Here is a 19,521-nt window from a genome sequence, read left to right on the forward strand (position 1 = left end):
ATGAAAAATTTGAGATTCAAACATATATTGGTAGGATTGGCTGCAAGTTCTTGTTTGACATTTGGTTCATGTACAGATTTGTCAGAGAATTTATATGATTCGTTGAACGAGAGTAACTTGGACTTTACCAGTGAAAATGATGTGAATGCATTGATGGGGCAAGCTTTTGCACAATTCCGCTACATTTATTGGGCATGGAATGGCTATTTTGACTTGCAGGAAGAATGTAGTGATACATACATGACCCCGAAACGAATTGGCATTGGCTGGGGTGACCTGTATGTGAATATGCATAAACATGATTGGGATTATAACTTGGGCCACATTGATGGTTTCTGGAACTATGCGTATAAATGCATCGGATATTGTAACCAGTGTCTGGATGTCCTGCCGGAAGCAAATGCTGCGGATAGAGCCCAATTGCGTTTCCTTCGTGCTACCGTATATTATATGTTGATGGATGCATTCCGCAATGTGCCATTGGAGACAACAAGAAATGTCCCTGATGGGTATCTTCCGGCTCAAAGTTCGGCACAGGATATTTTTGATTTCTGTGTGACTGAGCTTTCAGAAATCAAAGATGATTTAGGTACAGAGCACGTGTTTGGCTATGCCAACCGTTATGCGGCTTGTATGACATTGGCCAAATTGTACCTGAACCACAATGCTTATTTTGGGGGTGATGATAACTTTTGGTATGAGAAAGCTTATACAGAAGTAAATGAGGTGATTAACGATGGAGGTTATTCGTTGGCCGAAAATTATCTGGATAACTTTAAACATGACATTGATTCTTCTCCAGAGGTGATATTTGCCATTCCTTTGGATATTACGCATGCCTCTCATAATTATCTGTCCAGTAAGTGTCTGCCGCAATCAGGTTTGGCTGCGTATGGTTGTACCGGTGCGGCTCAGAATGGTAGCTGCGCTGTGCCCCAGTTCATTGATACTTATGATGCTGAGGATAAACGTCTGACTGATACCTGGGCTGGTGGCATTCAGAAAAATGCGGTGAAGAACTCCGATGGAACTTATACTCCGCAGGCTGGTGATCCGATAGAGTTTACTGCAGATGACTGGTCGGGTACCGGATACTTGAATTATAATAAAGATGTACATTCTATTGACAATCCGGGTGCTTATCAGCAGGAAGGTTACCGTTTTGTCAAGAGTGAAATCTGTTCAGGTACCGATGGTACGTATGGAAACGATGTGGCATTCTATCGTTTGGCCGATGCGATGTTCATCAAGGCCGAATGTCTGCTGAGATTGGGCGGATACAACGGTGAAACAGAGCAGACAGCTGCCGATTTGATTACGGAAGTTCGTAAACGTTCTTTCGACTCTGTGGCAAAAGCCACTCGTACTGTAGCACAGCTGAAAGGTGGAAGTGTGTATGATTACGGTCACCGTGAATATACTTGCGAAGGTTTTGCTAACTGGGACAGAGCTTCTTATGTATCTACACAGGAAGGCGGTAGTGATATTATTCTCGGTGGTTTGCTGGATGATCTTGGCTGGGAGTTTGTAGGTGAACACCATCGCCGTCAGGATTTGATTCGTTTCAAGATGCAAGATGGACGGAATGTATTCAATGGAAAATCTTGGTTCTGCAAGGATGCGACTACTGAAACCAAATGGGATTATTTCCCTCTTCCTAAATCAGCTTTGGATGCGAATATTAGTTTGAAACAAAATGAAGGTTATTCTGGTAATTGATTAAGATTATGAAAAAACATTTATTATATGCGGCATTATTGGGTGGTTTGTGTTCTTTGGGAGTTACAAGCTGCGGGGATAATGAAGATGTTTCGAGAGAGCATGTGCTTACCGATGCTGAAATCGCAGAAATGGCGCGTCAGGATTCCATCGAAGAAGCGCAACGAAATCAGATTAATGCAGATTTGATTTTGGAATATACAGCAGATATCACGTTGAGTACCGTAGCGTATGATGGGGCTCAGGTTACGGTGGAGACAGATAAAATAGCTGAGTTGTTTGGAATTTCAGAAGAAGACCTGTTGGCAGGTATCGCCTTGGAATCTGGAGCACCTGAGATTACAGGCTTTGCCATTGAAGGTTCTACCCATGCCGATAATATGACGGCTTCAAACAGTAACTCTACTTGGGGGCATTGGTTTGATGCCGATGGAAATGTAGTGGCCTGGGGTACTTCTGCCATGGTTTGTTGTGAGTTCAATACGGAAGATAAGTTCTTTAATGTAATGCAGTATCCGGGCCACCTGACCGATGGACAGACTGTAAAGGTAATTGAAGGCTTGAAGTATGGTGAAAAACGTGTGGCAGTGGTTATTACGGTAAATGCCCATGGAGCAGCAGCCATTACGGCACCGGTGGTTTCTACTCAGAAACTCAGTATTGACGTGAATCCGGCAAGTACATACGATTTGAACAATGTAGAGTTTAATGCCGATCAGGTAAAAGCTGACTTAGGTATCTCATCAATGGATGATATCGAGAAGTTTGTGGCTGTGAAATCTGATGGAAGCTATGCACAGGAATCAGATGCCGGAACAAATGGTTTCTGGTTCGACGTGGATGGATATGCCAGCGGATATTCTGACAACTCTCGTATCTATACATCCTATGGAGGTGATGAATGGGTTGAAAATGAAATCGGTATCGGCCAATATCCGGGCAAGACGGCTGTGGGAGATTCATATACATTCAACTATGGATTCCTGGCCAACAATAAGATTGTAATGATGGAAATCACAGTCAATGTGGTAGCTTACAATGACCCGGAAACCGCTCCGGAAGGGACACCGGAAGAAAAGACCATCGATGTGACACTGACCAAGAATTATACCACTGATTATGCGAATGTGCAATATGATATTCGGGATGTGCTTCGTCAGGCCTTTAAGATGACGACTTATCAGATTCACAGTGCACGTGTTTCAGGTGATTTGAAAATCTATTGCAAGGAGGAATCTTCAGAAGACCCTGAATATACTGCAGATGTTCCGGGATATTGGTTGGGAGAAGATGGTTCAGCTGTCAAGTTTGCCGAAGGTCTTGGCTGGGTAAGCTTGGGAACCAGCGAAACAGAATTGTACCTGTATGGAGGTAACCATCCTGAAAATGTATCACCTACAGCCGGAGCTACCGTGAAGACTACTTACATCATTACTTGTAACGGTGGAAAAGTGACGGTGAACCTGACATTGCAGATTGATCCTCAGGTAGAAGAGTGAGAATCATTGATTAATTAATAAAAAGGGGAAGATGTGTTTGATTGTTTATGGTTAAGCACATCTTTCTTTTTTAATAAACAGTTTTATGAAAAGCACATTGAGATGGATAGGCTTATGCTTGCTCTCATTTTTATGGGTGGTTTCGGTGAATAGCTGTAAAGAAGAGGAGCAAGTGCAAGGCGAAGAGATAAAAATAGATGAAACTTCATCGCAACTGACATTGGAAGCGGAAGATACTTCTGCCTCTGTGAAGTTTACCGCCGTATCGTCGTGGAAAGCATCGTTGAAAGAGGATTCGGCAGCTGATTGGATTACACTCTCGGAAACCAGTGGAGTAGGAGGAGCCATCACGTTGAACCTGACGTTCTCCATCAATGAAAATGAGGCGGCGAGAACGGCCACTTTGGTGCTTTCTTGTGGAAGTACCGTGAAAGAAATTGGCATCACGCAGGGAGGAGGTTCCTTGCAGGTGATGGACGAGTCGGAGGTGGAAGATTTCGACAAATACTACAAGCCGGCAGAGTTTGAAGGTATGGACATGTTGCGCAGCGATGCCAAATGGTCGTGGTTCCGTTCCAAACAGAGCGAACATTTCTTCGTGTTCTGGGAAGCCGGATTTGGCGATGACCCGAATGCGGAAACGGTACCTGCCAATTTGCGGGTAGACATCGATGACCTTTTGAAAAAGGCCGAGCAGTTCTATAAGACCAATATCGAAAAGCTGAAGTTTGCGGAAACCGGACAGGGCAAATCATTCCTGGACCGCTACAAGATGGAAATCTATCTGTTGTATCAGGAAGAATGGCTCGCTACGGGTTCCGGGTACGACAATACCATTGGGGCTTTGTGGGTAAATCCAAGTACGTGCCAGCCTGTGGGGTCTACCATAGCGCATGAAATCGGGCATAGCTTCCAGTACCAGGTGTATTGTGATAAATTGTGTCAGGGAGGAAATGACGATCTCAAGTCGGGTTTCCGTTACGGATATGAAGGAAGTAACGGTGGAAACGGTTTCTGGGAGCAATGTGCCCAATGGCAGTCGTTCCAGGATTACCCGGAAGAAATGTTTACCTCTTACGATTTTGATGTGTGGTTGAAGAATAATCACCGTCATTTTGAAAACGAATGGATGCGTTATGCCAGCTACTGGTTACAGTCTTATTGGGTGATGAAGCATGGCATTGAGACAATTGGTAATATCTGGAGAGAGTCTGTGTATCCGGAGGATGCCATCTCGGCTTATACACGGTTGTATTGCAATAACGATTGGAACAAGACGAAAGAAGAGCTGTATGATTATGCCAGCCGGATGGCTACTTTCGACATCGATGGGGTACGTGAATATTCCGATGGGTATCTCGGACGGTATCACACCACATTCTATACAAGTGGAGACTATTATCAAGTGGCGTATGCCAATTGTCCGGAAGCTACCGGTTTCAATGTGATTCCTTTGAACCTGCCGGAAGCCGGCAATACGGTGGTGACAGCCGATTTCGTAGGACTGGAACCAGGTGCCGCATTGGCAGCGGGTGATCCGGGTGAGTACATGGAATCGGAGGCTGTGAAGGGTACAACCACGAAATACAATACGGCAGGAAGTGCCGGGAATATGGGCTGGATGTATGGTTTCGTGGCATTGAAACAGGATGGAAGCCGGGAATACGGTGAAGCGCATTCGGATAAGAACGGGAAAGTTTCCTTTAATGTACCGGCTGGCACGCAGAGTTTGTATTTCATTGTACAGGCAGCTCCGCAGGCCTATACGGTTCATCCGTGGGATGAAAAGGAATTGACCGACCAACAGTTCCCGTATAAAGTGAAGTTCGAGCATACGGATTTGTTGGGAAACGTGACGATTGACCCGGATGCAGAGCCCCAGAACCTGACACTGACGTACGACGTTTCTTTTGCGGCGAGTGCGACAGATTATAATGGGACTTCTGTCAATATTTCTGAACTGGGAGACCTCACAAAAGTAGCGCAGGCACTGACCATGCAGCCTTCACAGCTGACATCGTATATGTTATCCGCAAAAGCAGAGCCTCAAGAGGGAAAAATTGCCTTTGCTGCAGTAAAGGCAGACGGTAGTCTGGACTACAATACGACAGCCAACGGATATGGCTTCTGGTTTGACAGCTTGGGTAATTCCATTGGATGGGGAAGCGACAATGACAGTAAGGTGTATGTGGAATACGATGCGGAGAACTTTATTTTCTCCATCGGGCAATATCCAGGAAAATCGGCTTCCGGTGATACTTATACCGTGAAGGAAGCCTTGGTTTATACCGAAGGAGGAAAACAGTATCGGATAACTTTTGTCTTTAATATTCATATCAAATGAACAAACGATTTATAGGAGCATTTCTTTTAGCGGCAGTGTGTACTGCCGCTTTTTCACAATCGGTGTGTCCCGTTGATTTGTGCAATAACAAACTGAGAGGGAAGGAAATTTACATTCCCAAGGATTTGCAGGGCATGGACCTTCATAACCCGGACTCCAAATGGAGTTATCAACGGATGTGCTGCACGGACAATGTGGCGGTGTTCTGGGAGAAAGGATTCGGCAATGACCTGGCGAATCCTCCTCAGCTGGAAGGACACGACATGCATGTGGACTTGAACAACCTGACGGACAAGCTGGAATATTTTTATACGTTTTTCCGGGACTCCCTGCAATTTACCAAGCCGGGGTCGAAGAGCGACCGTTACCGGATGATGGTCATGATTAACTATTCGCTCGAGGGAACGGCCTACGGCGGGGATTATGACCAACAGATTGGAGCTTTGTGGGTGGCCCCCAACCGTATCCAGGATGAAAAGCTGAACTGTGTGGCACACGAACTGGGCCACAGTTTCCAATCGCAGATTTCGTGTGACGGGGAAGGGGAGGCTTGGGGCGGCTCTGGTTTCTTCGAGATGGCTTCACAATGGATGTTGTGGCAGGTCAATCCAGACTGGCAGACCGATGAAAAATATCACTGGGATGCATTCACGAAACTGACGCACAAGGCTTATCTGCACCTGGAGAATATCTATCACTCTCCGTATATCTTAGAGTATTGGGGAGTGAAGCGGGGACGTCCCATTATTGCCGAACTTTTCCGGAAGGGAAAAAAGGGAGAAGACCCGGTGATGACGTACAAACGGTTGACGGGGCTGTCACAGGAGGCTTTCTGTGACGAGATGTTCGATGCCAGCCGCCATCTGGTGAATCTGGACTTTGAACGGGTGTGGAAGAATACCCGGCCTTATGCCAACCAATATGATTGTAAGCTGACGAAGCAGGCAGATGGATGGTATCAGGTACCTGCCGAGGTTTGTCCGGAGAACTACGGCTTCAATGTCATCCCGTTGGTGGTACCGGAATCGGGAACGAAGGTAACCTTACAATTTGAGGGATTGAAAGGTTCACAGGAAGGTTATGTATCGGTTCATCCGGAAAAAGCGGGTTGGCGGTATGGTTTCGTAGCTGTAAAGGCGGACGGAACAAGTCTGTATGGTGAAATGAGTGCCAAGCAGAAAGGAAAACTGACTTTTAAAGTACCTGAAAACGAGAAGTTAGTATATTTGTGGTTGGTAGTGATGGGGGCACCGGAGGAGCATTGGATGAATCCTTCGCCTCGGAGCGGGGAAAAAGATGCACAATGGCCTTATCGCATCAAATTGAAAGGTACGGATTTAAAGAACTAAAAGGATAAAACTATGTTTGCAAAAGAAACGTATGTCGCCCGCAGGCGGCAATTGAAGGAGAGTGTGGGCTCAGGCCTGCTCCTCTTTTTAGGGAACGACGAGTGCGGAATGAATTATGAGGACAACACGTACGATTACCGGCAGGATTCTTCCTTCCTGTATTTCTGGGGTTTGTCGTATGCCGGATTGGCTGCGGTAATTGATATTGATGAGGGGCGTGAAATCATTTTTGGCGACGAACTGACCATCGACCATATTGTGTGGATGGGTACGCAGCCTACCTTACACGAGAAAGCACAGCGGGTAGGGGTGACGGAAACGCGCCCGCTGGCCGAACTGAAGACATACGTGCAGAAAGTGGTGGCACAAAAGCGGATGGTGCACTATCTACCGCCCTACCGTGCCGAGCATCGGTTGAAACTGATGGATTTGTTAGGAGTAAAACCGGGAGCGGAGCTTCCTTCTGTACCGTTTATCAAAGGGATTGTCGACTTGCGGAATCACAAGACGGAAGAGGAAATTGCGGAGATTGAACGGGCTTGCAACGTAACGGCAGAAATGCACCTGGAAGCCATGCGGGTGTTGCGCATCGGCATGAAAGAGTATGAAGCGGCTGCGGCTTTGGAGGCAGTGGCTCGGGCGAATGGATGCCGTCTGTCTTTCCCGACTATTGCCACAGTGTGCGGACAAACGCTCCACAACCACTATTATGGTCATACGGTGAAGGAAGGTGATATGCTGTTAGTGGATGCAGGAGCCGAAACGGAGATGGGCTATGCCGGAGACATGTCGTCTACCATCTGTGCCGGAAAGAAATTCACCAGCCGCCAGAAGGATGTGTACGACATTCAGGTGGCAGCGCATCGGGCGGCAGTGAATGCCTTGAAGCCGGGAGTGTATTTCCGGGATGTGTATGATTTGGCTTGCCGGGTGATTTGCGAAGGCTTGAAAGGGCTGGGCTTGATGAAAGGCAATCCGGCAGATGCCGTGGAACAGGGAGCGCATGCCATGTTCTTCCCTTGTGGACTGGGCCATATGATGGGACTGGATGTACACGACATGGAGAACTTAGGTGAAGTGTGGGTAGGCTATGACGGACATCCCAAGAGTACGCAGTTCGGACGGAAGTCATTGCGTTTGGCCCGTAAACTGGAACCGGGTTTTGTGCTGACCATTGAACCGGGTATTTATTTTATTCCGGAGCTGATAGATTATTGGAAATCGGAGCATCGCTTTACGGATTTCATCAATTATGAGAAACTGGAGAGTTACCGTGATTTTACGGGCTTGCGTAACGAAGAGGATTACTTGATTACGGCCACCGGGGCACGGCAACTGGGACAGAGAATTCCATTGACAACCGAAGAAGTGGAGGCCCTGAGATGACGAACGATAACAAAGCAATTGCGTGTGCCTGTGTAGCGGTGTTGAGCTGGTCGACGGTAGCCACGGCGTTCAAGATGGCGTTGCGTTATCTGACGCATTTTGAAATGTTGTGGGTGGCCAGCCTGACCTCGCTGGTGATATTTACGGTGTTGCTCACCGTACAGCGGAAATGGAGACTGCTGGGAAACCTGACTGGGAAGCAATGGCTGTATTATGCGGCATTAGGGCTGCTGAATCCGGTAGCTTACTATTTGGTGTTGTTCAAGGCGTATGAACTGCTTCCGGCACAGGTGGCGCAGCCCATCAATTATGCATGGCCGATTGTGCTGTTGATTTTGCTGGCGCTGTTTGCCGGGCAGCCGATTCCGAAAAAGAAGTACATCGGTATGTTTGTGTCGTTGGCAGGGGTAGCTTTAATTTCCATTGGTACAGGTTTTGAAGGTGAAATGACCGTGTCGGCCGAAGGTTTTCTGTTGGCGGCATTGAGTGCGGTGCTGTGGGCTGCCTACTGGATGTTCAACAACCGGAATAAGGTACAGACGGACGGCAGTGTGGTGCTGTTTCTGACTTTCCTGTTCGGTTCGGTTTATTTGTCTATCGGCGCGTTGTGTGTCGGATTGAACTTGCATTCTTTGACCGGAGTGTTGTCGGGCATGTATGTGGGAGGTTTTGAGATGGGTATCCCGTTTATCTTCTTCGGACTGGCCATGCGGAAGACCTCCAATCCGGCGTTGATCAACCAGTTGTGTTACCTGTCTCCTTTCATGTCATTGTTCTTCATCTCCGTAGTGCTGGGCGAACGCATCGTTTTTACCACCTACATCGGATTGGTGATGATTGTGTTAGGCATCGTGTTTAACCAGTATTTTGTGAAGACCAAGAATCAGGCAAAAATCGTCCAGTAGGATGAAAAAATAGTACAAAATCCCTTCTTCTAAGTGTAGGAGAAGGGATTTTGGGATGATATTGTTATCGTTTCAGACTTCCCTGTCAGAAACTTATCGGTCTATCTTTTTTCTTTGTAATCGGAAAAAGTAAATATTCTGTGGGTATGAAAAATACATCGTTTTTAGTGAGTGCCGTTTTTTTATGGCTTTGCGGTTGTCTGTCTGTAATGGCAGCCAGCAATAAAAAATATGTGGTGCAGTCGCCGGATAAACACCTGAAGGTAGAGGTCTCATCCGGTGCAAATGGGTTGACTTATTGTATATATCATAAAGACTCTCTTATTGTTGTAGATAGTAAATTAGGGCTAATTCAAGAAGGAAAGGCGTCGGCCTCGGCCGGCGGGGAGAAAGTGATTTCTTCCAAAACGAAAAAGATGATTCAGGACATCGATGCACCTTTTTATCGCTTCAAGTCGTTTCGTGCGATTTGCAATGAAATGAACTTGAAGCTGAAAGGTGGCTGCGGAGTTTATTTCCGTGTCTACAACGACGGAGTGGCTTATCGCTTTTATACTTCTTCAAAAGAGGATTTGATTATTAAGAATGAAATAGCGGAGTTCCGGTTTGCCGGTGATTATACAGCTTATCTTTCGTATTCTACAAATAAGGAAAAGCCGATGGCGATGGCATTCCAGAATACGTATGAGGTAAAACCGTTGTCGGAAGCACCGCAGGAACTGGCCTTCTTGCCGGTCACGGTGGATTGCAAGCAGGTAAAGGTGACGTTGCTGGAGTCGGACTTGGAGGCGTATCCGGGTATGTTCGTGCAGCCGGATGGGAAGCAGGCATTGAAAGGGGTGTTTGCTCCGTATCCGAAGAAAACGGACTTTTATCCCTGGCGCAAGCAGGAGTATGTGACGGAAACGGAAGATTACATTGCACATGTAAAGGGTGACCGGACGTATCCGTGGCGTATTTTAGCTATCACGGAAAAAGATACGGACATGCCGGTGAATAACTTAGTGTATGCTTTGGCTTCGCCGAACCGTATCGGTGACTGTTCATGGGTGAAACCGGGAAAGGTGGCCTGGGACTGGTGGAATGACTGGAACTTGAAGGGAGTACCTTTCAAGGCGGGCATCAATATGGATACATATAAATATTATATTGACTTTGCCTCTCGCAACGGACTGGAATATGTGGTACTGGACGAAGGATGGTACGATCCGAAGAGTGGGGACATGCTGAAGACGATTCCGGAACTGGATTTGCCGGAACTGGTCCGCTATGGAAAGAGCAAGGGCGTGGAACTGGTACTCTGGACGGTATTTAACGTATTGGATTCGCAGTTGGATGAGGCTTGCCGGAAATATTCGGAAATGGGTATCAAGGGATTCAAGGTGGATTTCCTGGACCGGGATGACCAGACGGCAGTAGAAATGATTTATCGTATTGCGGCAAAAGCGGCCGAATACAAACTGATGCTGGACTATCACGGTATCTATAAACCGACAGGGCTGAACCGTACGTATCCGAACGTGGTGAACTATGAGAGTGTGTTCGGCATGGAGGAAATGAAATGGAGCGAAGTGGAAAAGAATATGCCGCTTTATGACGTGACTTTCCCGTACATTCGCTTGATGGCGGGATACGTGGATTATACGCCGGGAGCCATGCGGAACTTGTCAAAACGTGACTTCCAGCCGATGTATTCTACTCCGGCCAGCATGGGCACACGTTGTCACCAGCTGGCAGCTTATATCGTGCATGATTCTCCGTTCACGATGTTGTGCGATGCACCGACGAATTATCAGAAAGAGCAGGAGTGTGTAGACTTTATCAGTTCGATACCGATGGAGGTGGATTCTACTTTTATTTACTCAGGTAAGCTGGGTGAGTCTATCGTGACGGTTCGTAAAAAGGATATCAACTGGTATATCGGTGGAATGACGAACTGGGACGAGCGGGATATCACCTTGGACTTCTCGTTCCTGGGCAAAGGGGAGAAGTATAGATGTACGCTGTTTAAAGACGGTATCAATGCTTCTCATCAGGCGGAAGATTACGTAAAGCAGACCTGCATTGTAGATGCCAATACAAAACTATCTATCCATCTGGCTTCAGGAGGTGGTTTTGCCTTGAAACTGGAACGCACGTTTGTGGCTGATGTGAAACCTTCGGCCGTGCCGGAAGGAAAGGGAATCCCTTCTTTCTATAAGAAATACTTGGCAGTGGACGGTTTGTACATTGTATCCTCAGAACATGTGCGTGATGAGGCATTGGAAAAAGCCTATGAGATCATTTCACTGATGACGGCAAAGCGTCCGGACGTTAAGAAAGAGATGGTGAGCAAGGGATGCCATGTGATGATAATCGGAGAGCATGAAGAGGTGTGCGACTTGCCGGAATATGCGCATATCTGCAATTCACCGGAGAACATCGCTTACTGGAACAAGCGGGCCAGAGGATTTGGCGGAGCACCGGAGGATGATTTCTCGGCCAGCTGCGGAGAAGAGAACGTGTTGGCTCTGCCGGGTGACCGGTATGTGGGCGAGAATATCCTGATTCATGAATTCGCGCATTTGTTCCATACTATTGGCATTGTGGGGGTAGAACCTGATTTCAACGACCGTTTGGAGAAATGTATGCAGCATGCCATTGCCAAGGGGTTGTGGAAAGATACGTATGCCATCTCAAACAAGGAAGAGTATTTTGCAGAGTGTGTGCAGTCGTTCTTCAACTGCAACCGTTATTCGGAGACTCCCAATAAGGTACATAACTCCATGAACCGTCGTACGAAACTGAAATCGTACGATCCGGAGATGTATCAGTTGCTGAAAGAGTATTTTTATGAGATAGAGATACCTATTTTGAATGAAGTTCACCTATAATAAGAAAAAGAGAAACACAATGAAAAAGCAAGTTCTGACGGGTTTGTTTTTGGGAATGGCCTTGCAGGCGATGTATTCGCAGAAAGTAGAGTGGAATACACCGGGAGCAGGCAATCCTTTTATTCCCGGTTATTTTGCAGATCCTACTGTAAAGAAATTTGGAGACACGTATTATGTATATGCCACGACCGATGGAAGTGGGGCCGGCTTTGGCCCTGCACAGGTGTGGTGTAGCAAGGATTTTGAGAACTGGACCATTATGCCGATGAACTGGCCGAACAGTCACTGGATTTGGGCACCGGATGTGATGAAGCATACAGACGGGACTTATCGGATGTTCTATTGCCAGCCGTGTAATGTGTATGAGGGAATGGCTGATACCCCACGTGGCCCGTGGAAGAATGTGCTCGGCGAGAGTGAAGCAGTGCTGGTACCTGATCGGTTTGTAAAGAATGCCATCACATTGGACGGGCAGTCGTTTGTGGATGACGATGGTTCCGTGTATCTGTATTGGGGAACATGGGGTATTTACAAAGGCTTTGGTTGCGGGGCGGGAAAAATGACACCCGATATGAAAGGTTTTGTGGAAACAAAGCTGATTCCCAATACGGAAGTCAAGGACTTTTTCGAGGCTCCGTTTGTCATGAAGCGGAACGGAATCTATTATTTCATGTATTCTTCTGATTCTTGTCATGACAGTACCTATCATGTACAATATGCCACAAGTACAGTAGGGCCGCTCGGTCCTTATACGTACAGAGGTACGGTACTGAAAACCTCGGCCGACGGTACGGTGCATGGTCCGGGACATCACAGTATTCTGAAGGAAGGCGACAATTACTATATTGTCTATCATCGTCACGACAATCCTCATTCTAATCGGGGATTCCATCGCCAGCTTTGCATAGACAAGCTGGAGTTTAATGCCGATGGCTCGATTGTACCGGTGGAAGGGACACACAGCGGAGTCGGTGCTTTTGCCAAAAGTATCTTGAAATCGAAGAATCTGGCATACGGGAAACCGGTTAAGGCTTCTTCGTATTATGATGCGAATTTCTTGCCTGAATATGCGGTGGATGACAATAACGGGACGTTGTGGCGTCCGAAAACGATGGGGCAGGAATGGATTGAAATTGATTTGCAGAAGGTGGAAAAGATACGTACCATCTGGACACAGTTTGAATATGGTACGTCGTATTATCAATACCTGATTGAAACCTCAGTGGATGGAAAACAGTGGAAAGTCTTTGCAGACAAGCGTGACAATTACCTGGCTGGAAGTCCGATGGTGGATTTTGGAGAAACGGATGCACGTTATGTACGATTGACAACCACGGGTACACAGAAAAACGGTTTTGCCGGTGCATTGTGGAACATCAAGGTATTTGGGGAATACGAAACAGCTTCTCCTCAGCTGTGGATGGGACTCTCTGGACTGGATTGGAACGGTACGGGATGGAAGAACGACGGTGGTATGCTGGGTGGTATTTTCCGTCTGAAAACCGGACAAGTTTCCCGCAAGCGTATAGGAGGACAAGAAGCCATTGTCTTGGCGCCGGGTACACAGCTGGAATTTGAATCTCCGGTCATCAATAAGAAGGAAGCACATACAGCCACTGTCTGGGTATATGAAAACAACCATTGGACTTCCAAGTCGGCAGAAGACTATGTACAACGTGGGAAAGTGATGATTCAGTCCGCAGACAAGGAACTGGCCTTGACAAATTTCCGTTATTATAATTGGAAGCAGGAAGAAGCAGAGAAAGCGTATGATGCGACGGTTGGACTGGTACGTGTGGAGGCTTCCGACCGTGTAAAGAAGGGATTGCTGGTCTCTATGACAGCCGAAGATTTCGCCGTAGGAGATACGGTACCGTATATTCCGAATAAAGGAGTAGTGGAAGGTTATTTCGAGGCACAGAAAGCGCCGGTAGTGGTGGAGGAAGTGCAAGGTAAGAAGGCTTTCCGTTTTGAAGGCAAGCAGTTCTTCCGCTCCAGCTTTACGTTGCCGGCTACGCTTCGTGACAATGCGCCTTATACTTTGGAGGCGTGGGTGCTGAACCCGGAACTGGCAGAAAATGAATGTGTGGCCGATTTTACCAGTTCGCATGACGAGTTAGAGAAAATCATGCTGGTGAACGGGACAGAACCTCGTTGCGGTATGCTGAACCATTATGGCTGGTATGAAGATGTGGGCTATAAGGATGCCAAAACTTTGGCCGGCAAGTGGCAACATATTTATGTAGTTTTCGATGGCAGAATAGAAAAAGTATACATAAATGACCAACTGATCAGTTCGAAAGACATTCAATTACTGATAAAACCAATACAATTTGTAACTTTGGGGCAGAATGCGGAAGGCAATTGGCCGTTCAGTGGCTATGTACATGCGATTAAGATTTGGGATGAAGCTCTTCCGCTGAACAATAAATGAAGAAAATAACCAATAAATAAAAAAGAAACCATGAAAAAACTAGTGATTTCGGCTCTGCTCTTTTCATTGATAGGAGGCGGGGCATACGCACAGAAGAAAACTCCGGCACACGGTTATCCGATTGATCCGGTTCCGTTTACTTCAGTAAAACTGACGGATTCTTTCTGGGGACAACGCTTGAAAGCAAGTCGGGAAGTGACGATTCCGTTGGCATTCAGCAAATGTGAAGAAACCGGACGTTACAAGAATTTTGAAATGGCCGCTCATCCGAGTGAAAACAACAAGGTAACGGGATATTCGTTCGATGATACCGATGTGTACAAGACCATTGAAGGAGCAAGTTATCTGCTTCAGACATATCCGGATGAGAAGTTGAAGAAGTATATCGACAGTGTACTGGTGATTGTGGCTGCGGCACAGGAGCCCGACGGTTATCTGTACACGGCACGTACCATGAACCCCAAACATCCACATGAATGGGCGGGTAGCAAACGCTGGGAAAAAGTAGAGGAACTGAGCCATGAGTTCTATAACTTAGGACACATGATTGAAGGAGCCATTGCCCATTATCAGGCTACGGGACAGCGGAACTTTTTGGATATTGCGATTCGCTATGCGGATTGTGTGTGCCGGGAAATCGGTGATAAGCCGGGACAGCAGGTGCGTGTACCGGGACATCAGATTGCGGAAATGGCATTGGCCAAACTGTATTTGGTAACAGGTGACCAGAAATATTTGGATGAAGCTAAATTCTTCCTGGACAAGCGTGGCTATACTTCCCGCCGGGATGAATACAGTCAGGCTCATAAGCCGGTGATTGAACAGGATGAAGCAGTAGGACATGCGGTACGTGCGGCTTACATGTATTCTGGTATGGCCGATGTGGCTGCCTTGACAGGAGATACAGCGTATGTGCATGCCATTGACCGTATTTGGGAAAACATCGTTTCCAAGAAATTGTATATTACCGGTGGTATTGGAGCGACGAGCAATGGGGAAGCTTTCGGAAAGAATTATGAACTTCCCAACATGTCGGCATATTGTGAGACTTGTGCCGCTATCGGAAATGTATATATGAACTACCGTCTGTTCCTTCTGCACGGGGATTCCAAGTATTATGATGTGCTGGAACGTACATTGTACAACGGATTGATTTCAGGCGTATCATTGGATGGCGGTTCATTCTTCTATCCGAATCCGTTGGAATCTATGGGACAGCACCAGCGCCAGCCGTGGTTTGGTTGTGCTTGTTGCCCGTCTAACATCTGCCGTTTCATCCCGTCTGTACCGGGTTATGTGTATGCAGTGAAGGACAAGGATGTGTATGTGAACCTGTTTATCGCTAATAATGCCACGCTGAAAGTAAATGGCAAGAAGGTGACCTTGTCACAGACCACTTCTTATCCTTGGAACGGAGACATCACGTTGGCCGTAGACCGCAATTCAGCCGGACAGTTTGCCATGAAGATCCGTATTCCGGGATGGGTACGTAACCAGGTGGTTCCAAGTGACCTGTATACTTATACAGACGGCAGTCGTCCGAAATACAGTGTAAAGGTGAACGGACAAGAAGTGAAATCGGATTTGGAGAAAGGATATCTGACTATCGACCGGAAATGGAAGAAGGGAGATAAGGTAGAAATCCATTTTGATATGAACGTACGTACGGTAAGAGCCAACGGTAAAGTAGAAGCTGACCGTGGTCGGGTATCTGTAGAACGTGGCCCGATTGTCTATTGTGCAGAATGGCCGGACAATGATTTCGATGTATTGAGCGTATTGATGAACCGCACACCGAAGTTTGAAGTGGTAGAAAAACCGGATTTGCTGTATGGTATCAATGAAATCAAGACACAGGCCCAGACCTTGGAATACGATGAGTCGGGTCGTCTGGTGGCTAAAGATCATACCCTGACAATGATTCCGTATTATGCATGGGCACACCGTGGAGCCGGCAACATGGCGGTATGGTTGCCAAATGAAGTAAGTGCCACTCGTCCGGTAGCGATTCCTACCCTGGCTTCCAAGAGTAAGATAGATGCATCTCATAAAGTGACTTCTTTATCTGCCATCACCGACGGGCTGGTACCGAAAGATGAAAACGACCGTACCATTCCTTATTATCACTGGTGGCCGAAAGAAGGTACTACAGAATGGATTTCCTACGAATTCCCGGAAGAAATGGAAGTTTCCAGCTCTACGGTTTACTGGTTTGACGATGCCCCATGGGGAGGTTGCCGTGTGCCGAAATCCTGGAAAATTTATTACAAGGATGCTTCCGGTAACTGGACTCCGGTACAGAATATCTCGGAATATGGCGTGAAGAAAGGCAATCCGAACACCGTAGAGTTTGAACCGGTAAAGACCAAGGCGGTGAAACTGGAAGTCGTTCAGCCGGATAAGAACTCTTCAGGCTTGTATGAATGGGAAGTGAAATAACCATGATAATTTATAGATAATAATGCAATCAGATTCGGGGCTTTGGATATTCTTGGACGCGAGAAAGAATATCTGAGGTCCCGATTTTTTAAATAAAACACAATGAAAAACAATTTATGGAAATCGGGACTTTTGTCCATCATGCTGGGAAGTGCATCTTGCATGCCGCTTCTTGCGCAAGGTACGGTCGATGATTACAACCGGGCTTATGCACTGAGAGAGAAATACAGTATGAAGCAGGTGCTTTATGCCGGAGTAGTACCCCACTGGGTAGAACATACTTCCTCCTTCTGGTATGTACGTCAGACTGAAAAAGGAAACGAATATGTGAAGGTGGATGCGGCATCGGCCAAGCGTACTGCGTTGTTTAACCAACAGAAAATGGCCAGTGCCTTGTCTGAAAAGTCGGGTCGTAAGGTAGATGCCTATCATCTTCCGCTTCAGAATTGCTGGCTGAATACTTCACTTGATACTCTGCGTTTTCAGCTGGATGGAAAATTCTGGGCTTACAGCATCAAGCACAATCGTTTGTTGGATGAGGGTGCGATTCCTCCTCGTGGCAAAGAACGTCATTGGATGGAAGTGGATGATGAAAAAGATGGAGGTCCGGTGACTTCTCCCGATGGGAAATGGGTGGCTTTCATTAAGAATGACAATGTGTATGCCCGTGAAGTGGCGACCGGAAAAGAGAAACAACTGAGCCAGGATGGTACGTTAAGCAATTATTACTCTTCTTACATCCAGTGGTCGCCCGACTCCAAGTCGGTGGTTTCTTGTCGGATTCGTCCGGTAGAGAAACGCTATGTGTATTATGTGGAATCTTCTCCGGCAGATCAGTCACAGCCGAAGTTGCACAAGCAGGAGTACGCCAAACCAGGTGACGAATTACGGTTCAAGGTGCCTTGTATTTTTGAAGTGGAATCCGGTCGTCGGTTGATTCCTTCTACTGAACTGTTCAGCCATCAATATGAATTGTCGGCTCCGATGTGGAACGCAGACAGCAAGGGAATCACCTTCGAGTACAACGAACGCGGGCACAAGGTGTATCGGGTATTGGAAATGTCGGCAGTCGATGGAAAGGTTCGTCCGTTGATTGAAGAGAAAGAAGAGAAATACGTAAATTATCCACGTATTTATCGTAATTACCTGAGTGATGGCAAGCGGATTATCTGGTCAAGCGAGCGGGACAACTACAATCACCTGTATATGTACGACCGGGCTACTGGAAAACCGTTGAATCAGATTACAAAAGGTGAATGGTACGTGCGTGGCGTGCAGTATGTGGATGAGGCCAATGGAGTGATTTATTTCTCCGCTAATGGCATGAACAAGAACGAAGACCCTTATCTGATTCATTATTACAAAATCAACTTCGACGGCAGCCACTTGGTGGAACTGACTCCTGAAGAAGGTATGCACCAGTGCTGGTATTCGCCCGACTACAAATATCTGGTGGATGTGTATAGTAAAGTAGACCAGGCGCCTGTTACCGTACTGCGTGAGGCAAAAGATGGAAAAGTCCGCATGCAACTCGAAAAGGCAGATATCTCCGCGTTGTTGGCTAACGGCTGGAAGGCTCCCGAAGTGTTTACAGCCAAAGGTCGTGACGGAAAAACGGATATGTGGGGCATCATTTATCGCCCGTCTAACTTTGATCCGTCGAAGAAGTATCCGGTAATTGAATATATCTATTCCGGTCCGGGCGACCAGTATGTGCCGAAAACCTTCTCTTCTTACAACTGGTGGATGACTTCTTTGGCTGAACTTGGATTTATCGTGGTACAGGTAGACGGTATGACCACTTCTTTCCGCTCCAAAGAGTTTGAGGAAGTATGCTACAAGAACCTGAAAGATGCCGGACTGCCCGACCATATTGCCTGGATTAAGGCGGCCGCACAGAAATATCCTTATATGGACATCGACCGTGTAGGAATCTTCGGTTGCTCAGCTGGTGGACAGGAATCTACAGGTGCCGTACTCTTCCATCCTGAATTTTATAAAGCTGCTTATTCAGCTTGTGGCTGTCACGATAACCGCATGGATAAAATCTGGTGGAATGAACTTTGGATGGGGTATCCGGTGGACGAATCTTACGGCGCTTGTTCCAATGTGGACAATGCTTACCGTCTCTCTCGTCCGCTGATGCTGGTGGTCGGCGAATTGGACGACAATGTAGACCCCTCTTCTACGATGCAGGTGGTCAATGCGTTGGAAAAGGCTAACAAGGATTTTGAACTGGTAGTCATTCCGGGTGCTCACCATACCATGGGAGAAGATTTTGGTGAACACAAACGATATGATTTCTTTGTCCGCAATTTGATGGGAGTTACTCCTCCGTCTTGGGATAAAGTCAAAACTGGAAAATAAATCGTTCGATTACTGATAATACAATGGGTCACTCATTTCTGGGTGACCCATTTTGCTATGTCTTCTATTACTTTTTCAGATACCCTTGCAGGATGATTGTATTCCATTGGGGTCGATTTTCCGGTACCTTCCATGAAACAGTGGTTTAACGTAACGTGAGTTCGATATAAGATCAAAAGATAGTAAGTTGCCCGTCATTGATAAAA

The 19,521-nt window shown here is 46.8% G+C and carries 10 protein-coding genes; all 10 read left to right on the forward strand.

The window, feature by feature from the left end; genetic code table 11:
- The 10 genes from RDP42_RS04705 (at nt 1) to RDP42_RS04750 (ending at nt 19,315) form a co-directional block, all read left to right on the forward strand.
- Nucleotides 1-1,719, forward strand: coding sequence for a RagB/SusD family nutrient uptake outer membrane protein (locus RDP42_RS04705; RefSeq protein WP_308762742.1), 1,719 nt, complete (start codon nt 1-3; stop codon nt 1,717-1,719).
- A gap of 8 nt (nt 1,720-1,727) precedes the next feature.
- Nucleotides 1,728-3,218 (forward strand): DUF4859 domain-containing protein, encoded by a 1,491-nt coding sequence (locus RDP42_RS04710; protein WP_308762743.1) that lies wholly within the window; start codon nt 1,728-1,730, stop codon nt 3,216-3,218.
- A gap of 85 nt (nt 3,219-3,303) precedes the next feature.
- The gene (locus RDP42_RS04715) at nt 3,304-5,562 is read left to right on the forward strand and encodes a DUF6055 domain-containing protein (RefSeq protein WP_308762744.1); all 2,259 of its coding nucleotides are present in this window, start codon (nt 3,304-3,306) and stop codon (nt 5,560-5,562) included.
- A complete protein-coding gene (locus tag RDP42_RS04720; protein ID WP_308762745.1) occupies nt 5,559-6,911 on the forward strand; it encodes a DUF6055 domain-containing protein in 1,353 nt (450 codons plus the stop codon). The genes RDP42_RS04715 and RDP42_RS04720 overlap by 4 nt, the downstream gene beginning before the upstream one ends.
- Before the next feature lie 12 nt (nt 6,912-6,923).
- On the forward strand, nt 6,924-8,297 hold the full coding sequence (locus tag RDP42_RS04725) for a Xaa-Pro aminopeptidase (protein ID WP_308762746.1): 1,374 nt from the start codon (nt 6,924-6,926) through the stop codon (nt 8,295-8,297).
- Complete coding sequence (locus tag RDP42_RS04730; protein ID WP_308762747.1) at nt 8,294-9,202, forward strand: DMT family transporter; 909 nt, start codon at nt 8,294-8,296, stop codon at nt 9,200-9,202. Before RDP42_RS04725 ends, RDP42_RS04730 begins: the two co-directional genes overlap by 4 nt.
- A gap of 146 nt (nt 9,203-9,348) precedes the next feature.
- Nucleotides 9,349-12,075, forward strand: a complete 2,727-nt coding sequence (locus RDP42_RS04735; RefSeq protein WP_374046916.1) for a glycoside hydrolase family 97 catalytic domain-containing protein — start codon at nt 9,349-9,351, stop codon at nt 12,073-12,075.
- Between the two features lie 55 nt (nt 12,076-12,130).
- Nucleotides 12,131-14,509 carry a family 43 glycosylhydrolase gene (locus tag RDP42_RS04740; RefSeq protein ID WP_374046917.1) on the forward strand — a complete coding sequence of 793 codons (2,379 nt, stop codon included), beginning with the start codon at nt 12,131-12,133 and terminating at the stop codon, nt 14,507-14,509.
- A 30-nt stretch (nt 14,510-14,539) separates the two neighbouring features.
- A complete protein-coding gene (locus tag RDP42_RS04745; RefSeq protein ID WP_308762749.1) occupies nt 14,540-16,948 on the forward strand; it encodes a beta-L-arabinofuranosidase domain-containing protein in 2,409 nt (802 codons plus the stop codon).
- A gap of 141 nt (nt 16,949-17,089) precedes the next feature.
- Nucleotides 17,090-19,315, forward strand: coding sequence for a DPP IV N-terminal domain-containing protein (locus RDP42_RS04750; RefSeq protein WP_308762751.1), 2,226 nt, complete (start codon nt 17,090-17,092; stop codon nt 19,313-19,315).
- The last annotated feature ends 206 nt before the right edge of the window (nt 19,316-19,521 follow it).

Origin of the sequence: uncultured Bacteroides sp. (assembly GCF_902472605.1) — a bacterium.
In the GTDB taxonomy this organism is placed as follows: Bacteria; Bacteroidota; Bacteroidia; order Bacteroidales; family Bacteroidaceae; genus Phocaeicola.

What these genes read in the sequence shown, in the direction of transcription:
- RDP42_RS04705 (WP_308762742.1), top strand. Translation starts at nt 1, where the DNA reads ATGAAAAATTTGAGATTCAAACATATATTGGTAGGATTGGCTGCAAGT.
- RDP42_RS04710 (WP_308762743.1), top strand. Translation starts at nt 1,728, where the DNA reads ATGAAAAAACATTTATTATATGCGGCATTATTGGGTGGTTTGTGTTCT.
- RDP42_RS04715 (WP_308762744.1), top strand. Translation starts at nt 3,304, where the DNA reads ATGAAAAGCACATTGAGATGGATAGGCTTATGCTTGCTCTCATTTTTA.
- RDP42_RS04720 (WP_308762745.1), top strand. Translation starts at nt 5,559, where the DNA reads ATGAACAAACGATTTATAGGAGCATTTCTTTTAGCGGCAGTGTGTACT.
- RDP42_RS04725 (WP_308762746.1), top strand. Translation starts at nt 6,924, where the DNA reads ATGTTTGCAAAAGAAACGTATGTCGCCCGCAGGCGGCAATTGAAGGAG.
- RDP42_RS04730 (WP_308762747.1), top strand. Translation starts at nt 8,294, where the DNA reads ATGACGAACGATAACAAAGCAATTGCGTGTGCCTGTGTAGCGGTGTTG.
- RDP42_RS04735 (WP_374046916.1), top strand. Translation starts at nt 9,349, where the DNA reads ATGAAAAATACATCGTTTTTAGTGAGTGCCGTTTTTTTATGGCTTTGC.
- RDP42_RS04740 (WP_374046917.1), top strand. Translation starts at nt 12,131, where the DNA reads ATGGCCTTGCAGGCGATGTATTCGCAGAAAGTAGAGTGGAATACACCG.
- RDP42_RS04745 (WP_308762749.1), top strand. Translation starts at nt 14,540, where the DNA reads ATGAAAAAACTAGTGATTTCGGCTCTGCTCTTTTCATTGATAGGAGGC.
- RDP42_RS04750 (WP_308762751.1), top strand. Translation starts at nt 17,090, where the DNA reads ATGCTGGGAAGTGCATCTTGCATGCCGCTTCTTGCGCAAGGTACGGTC.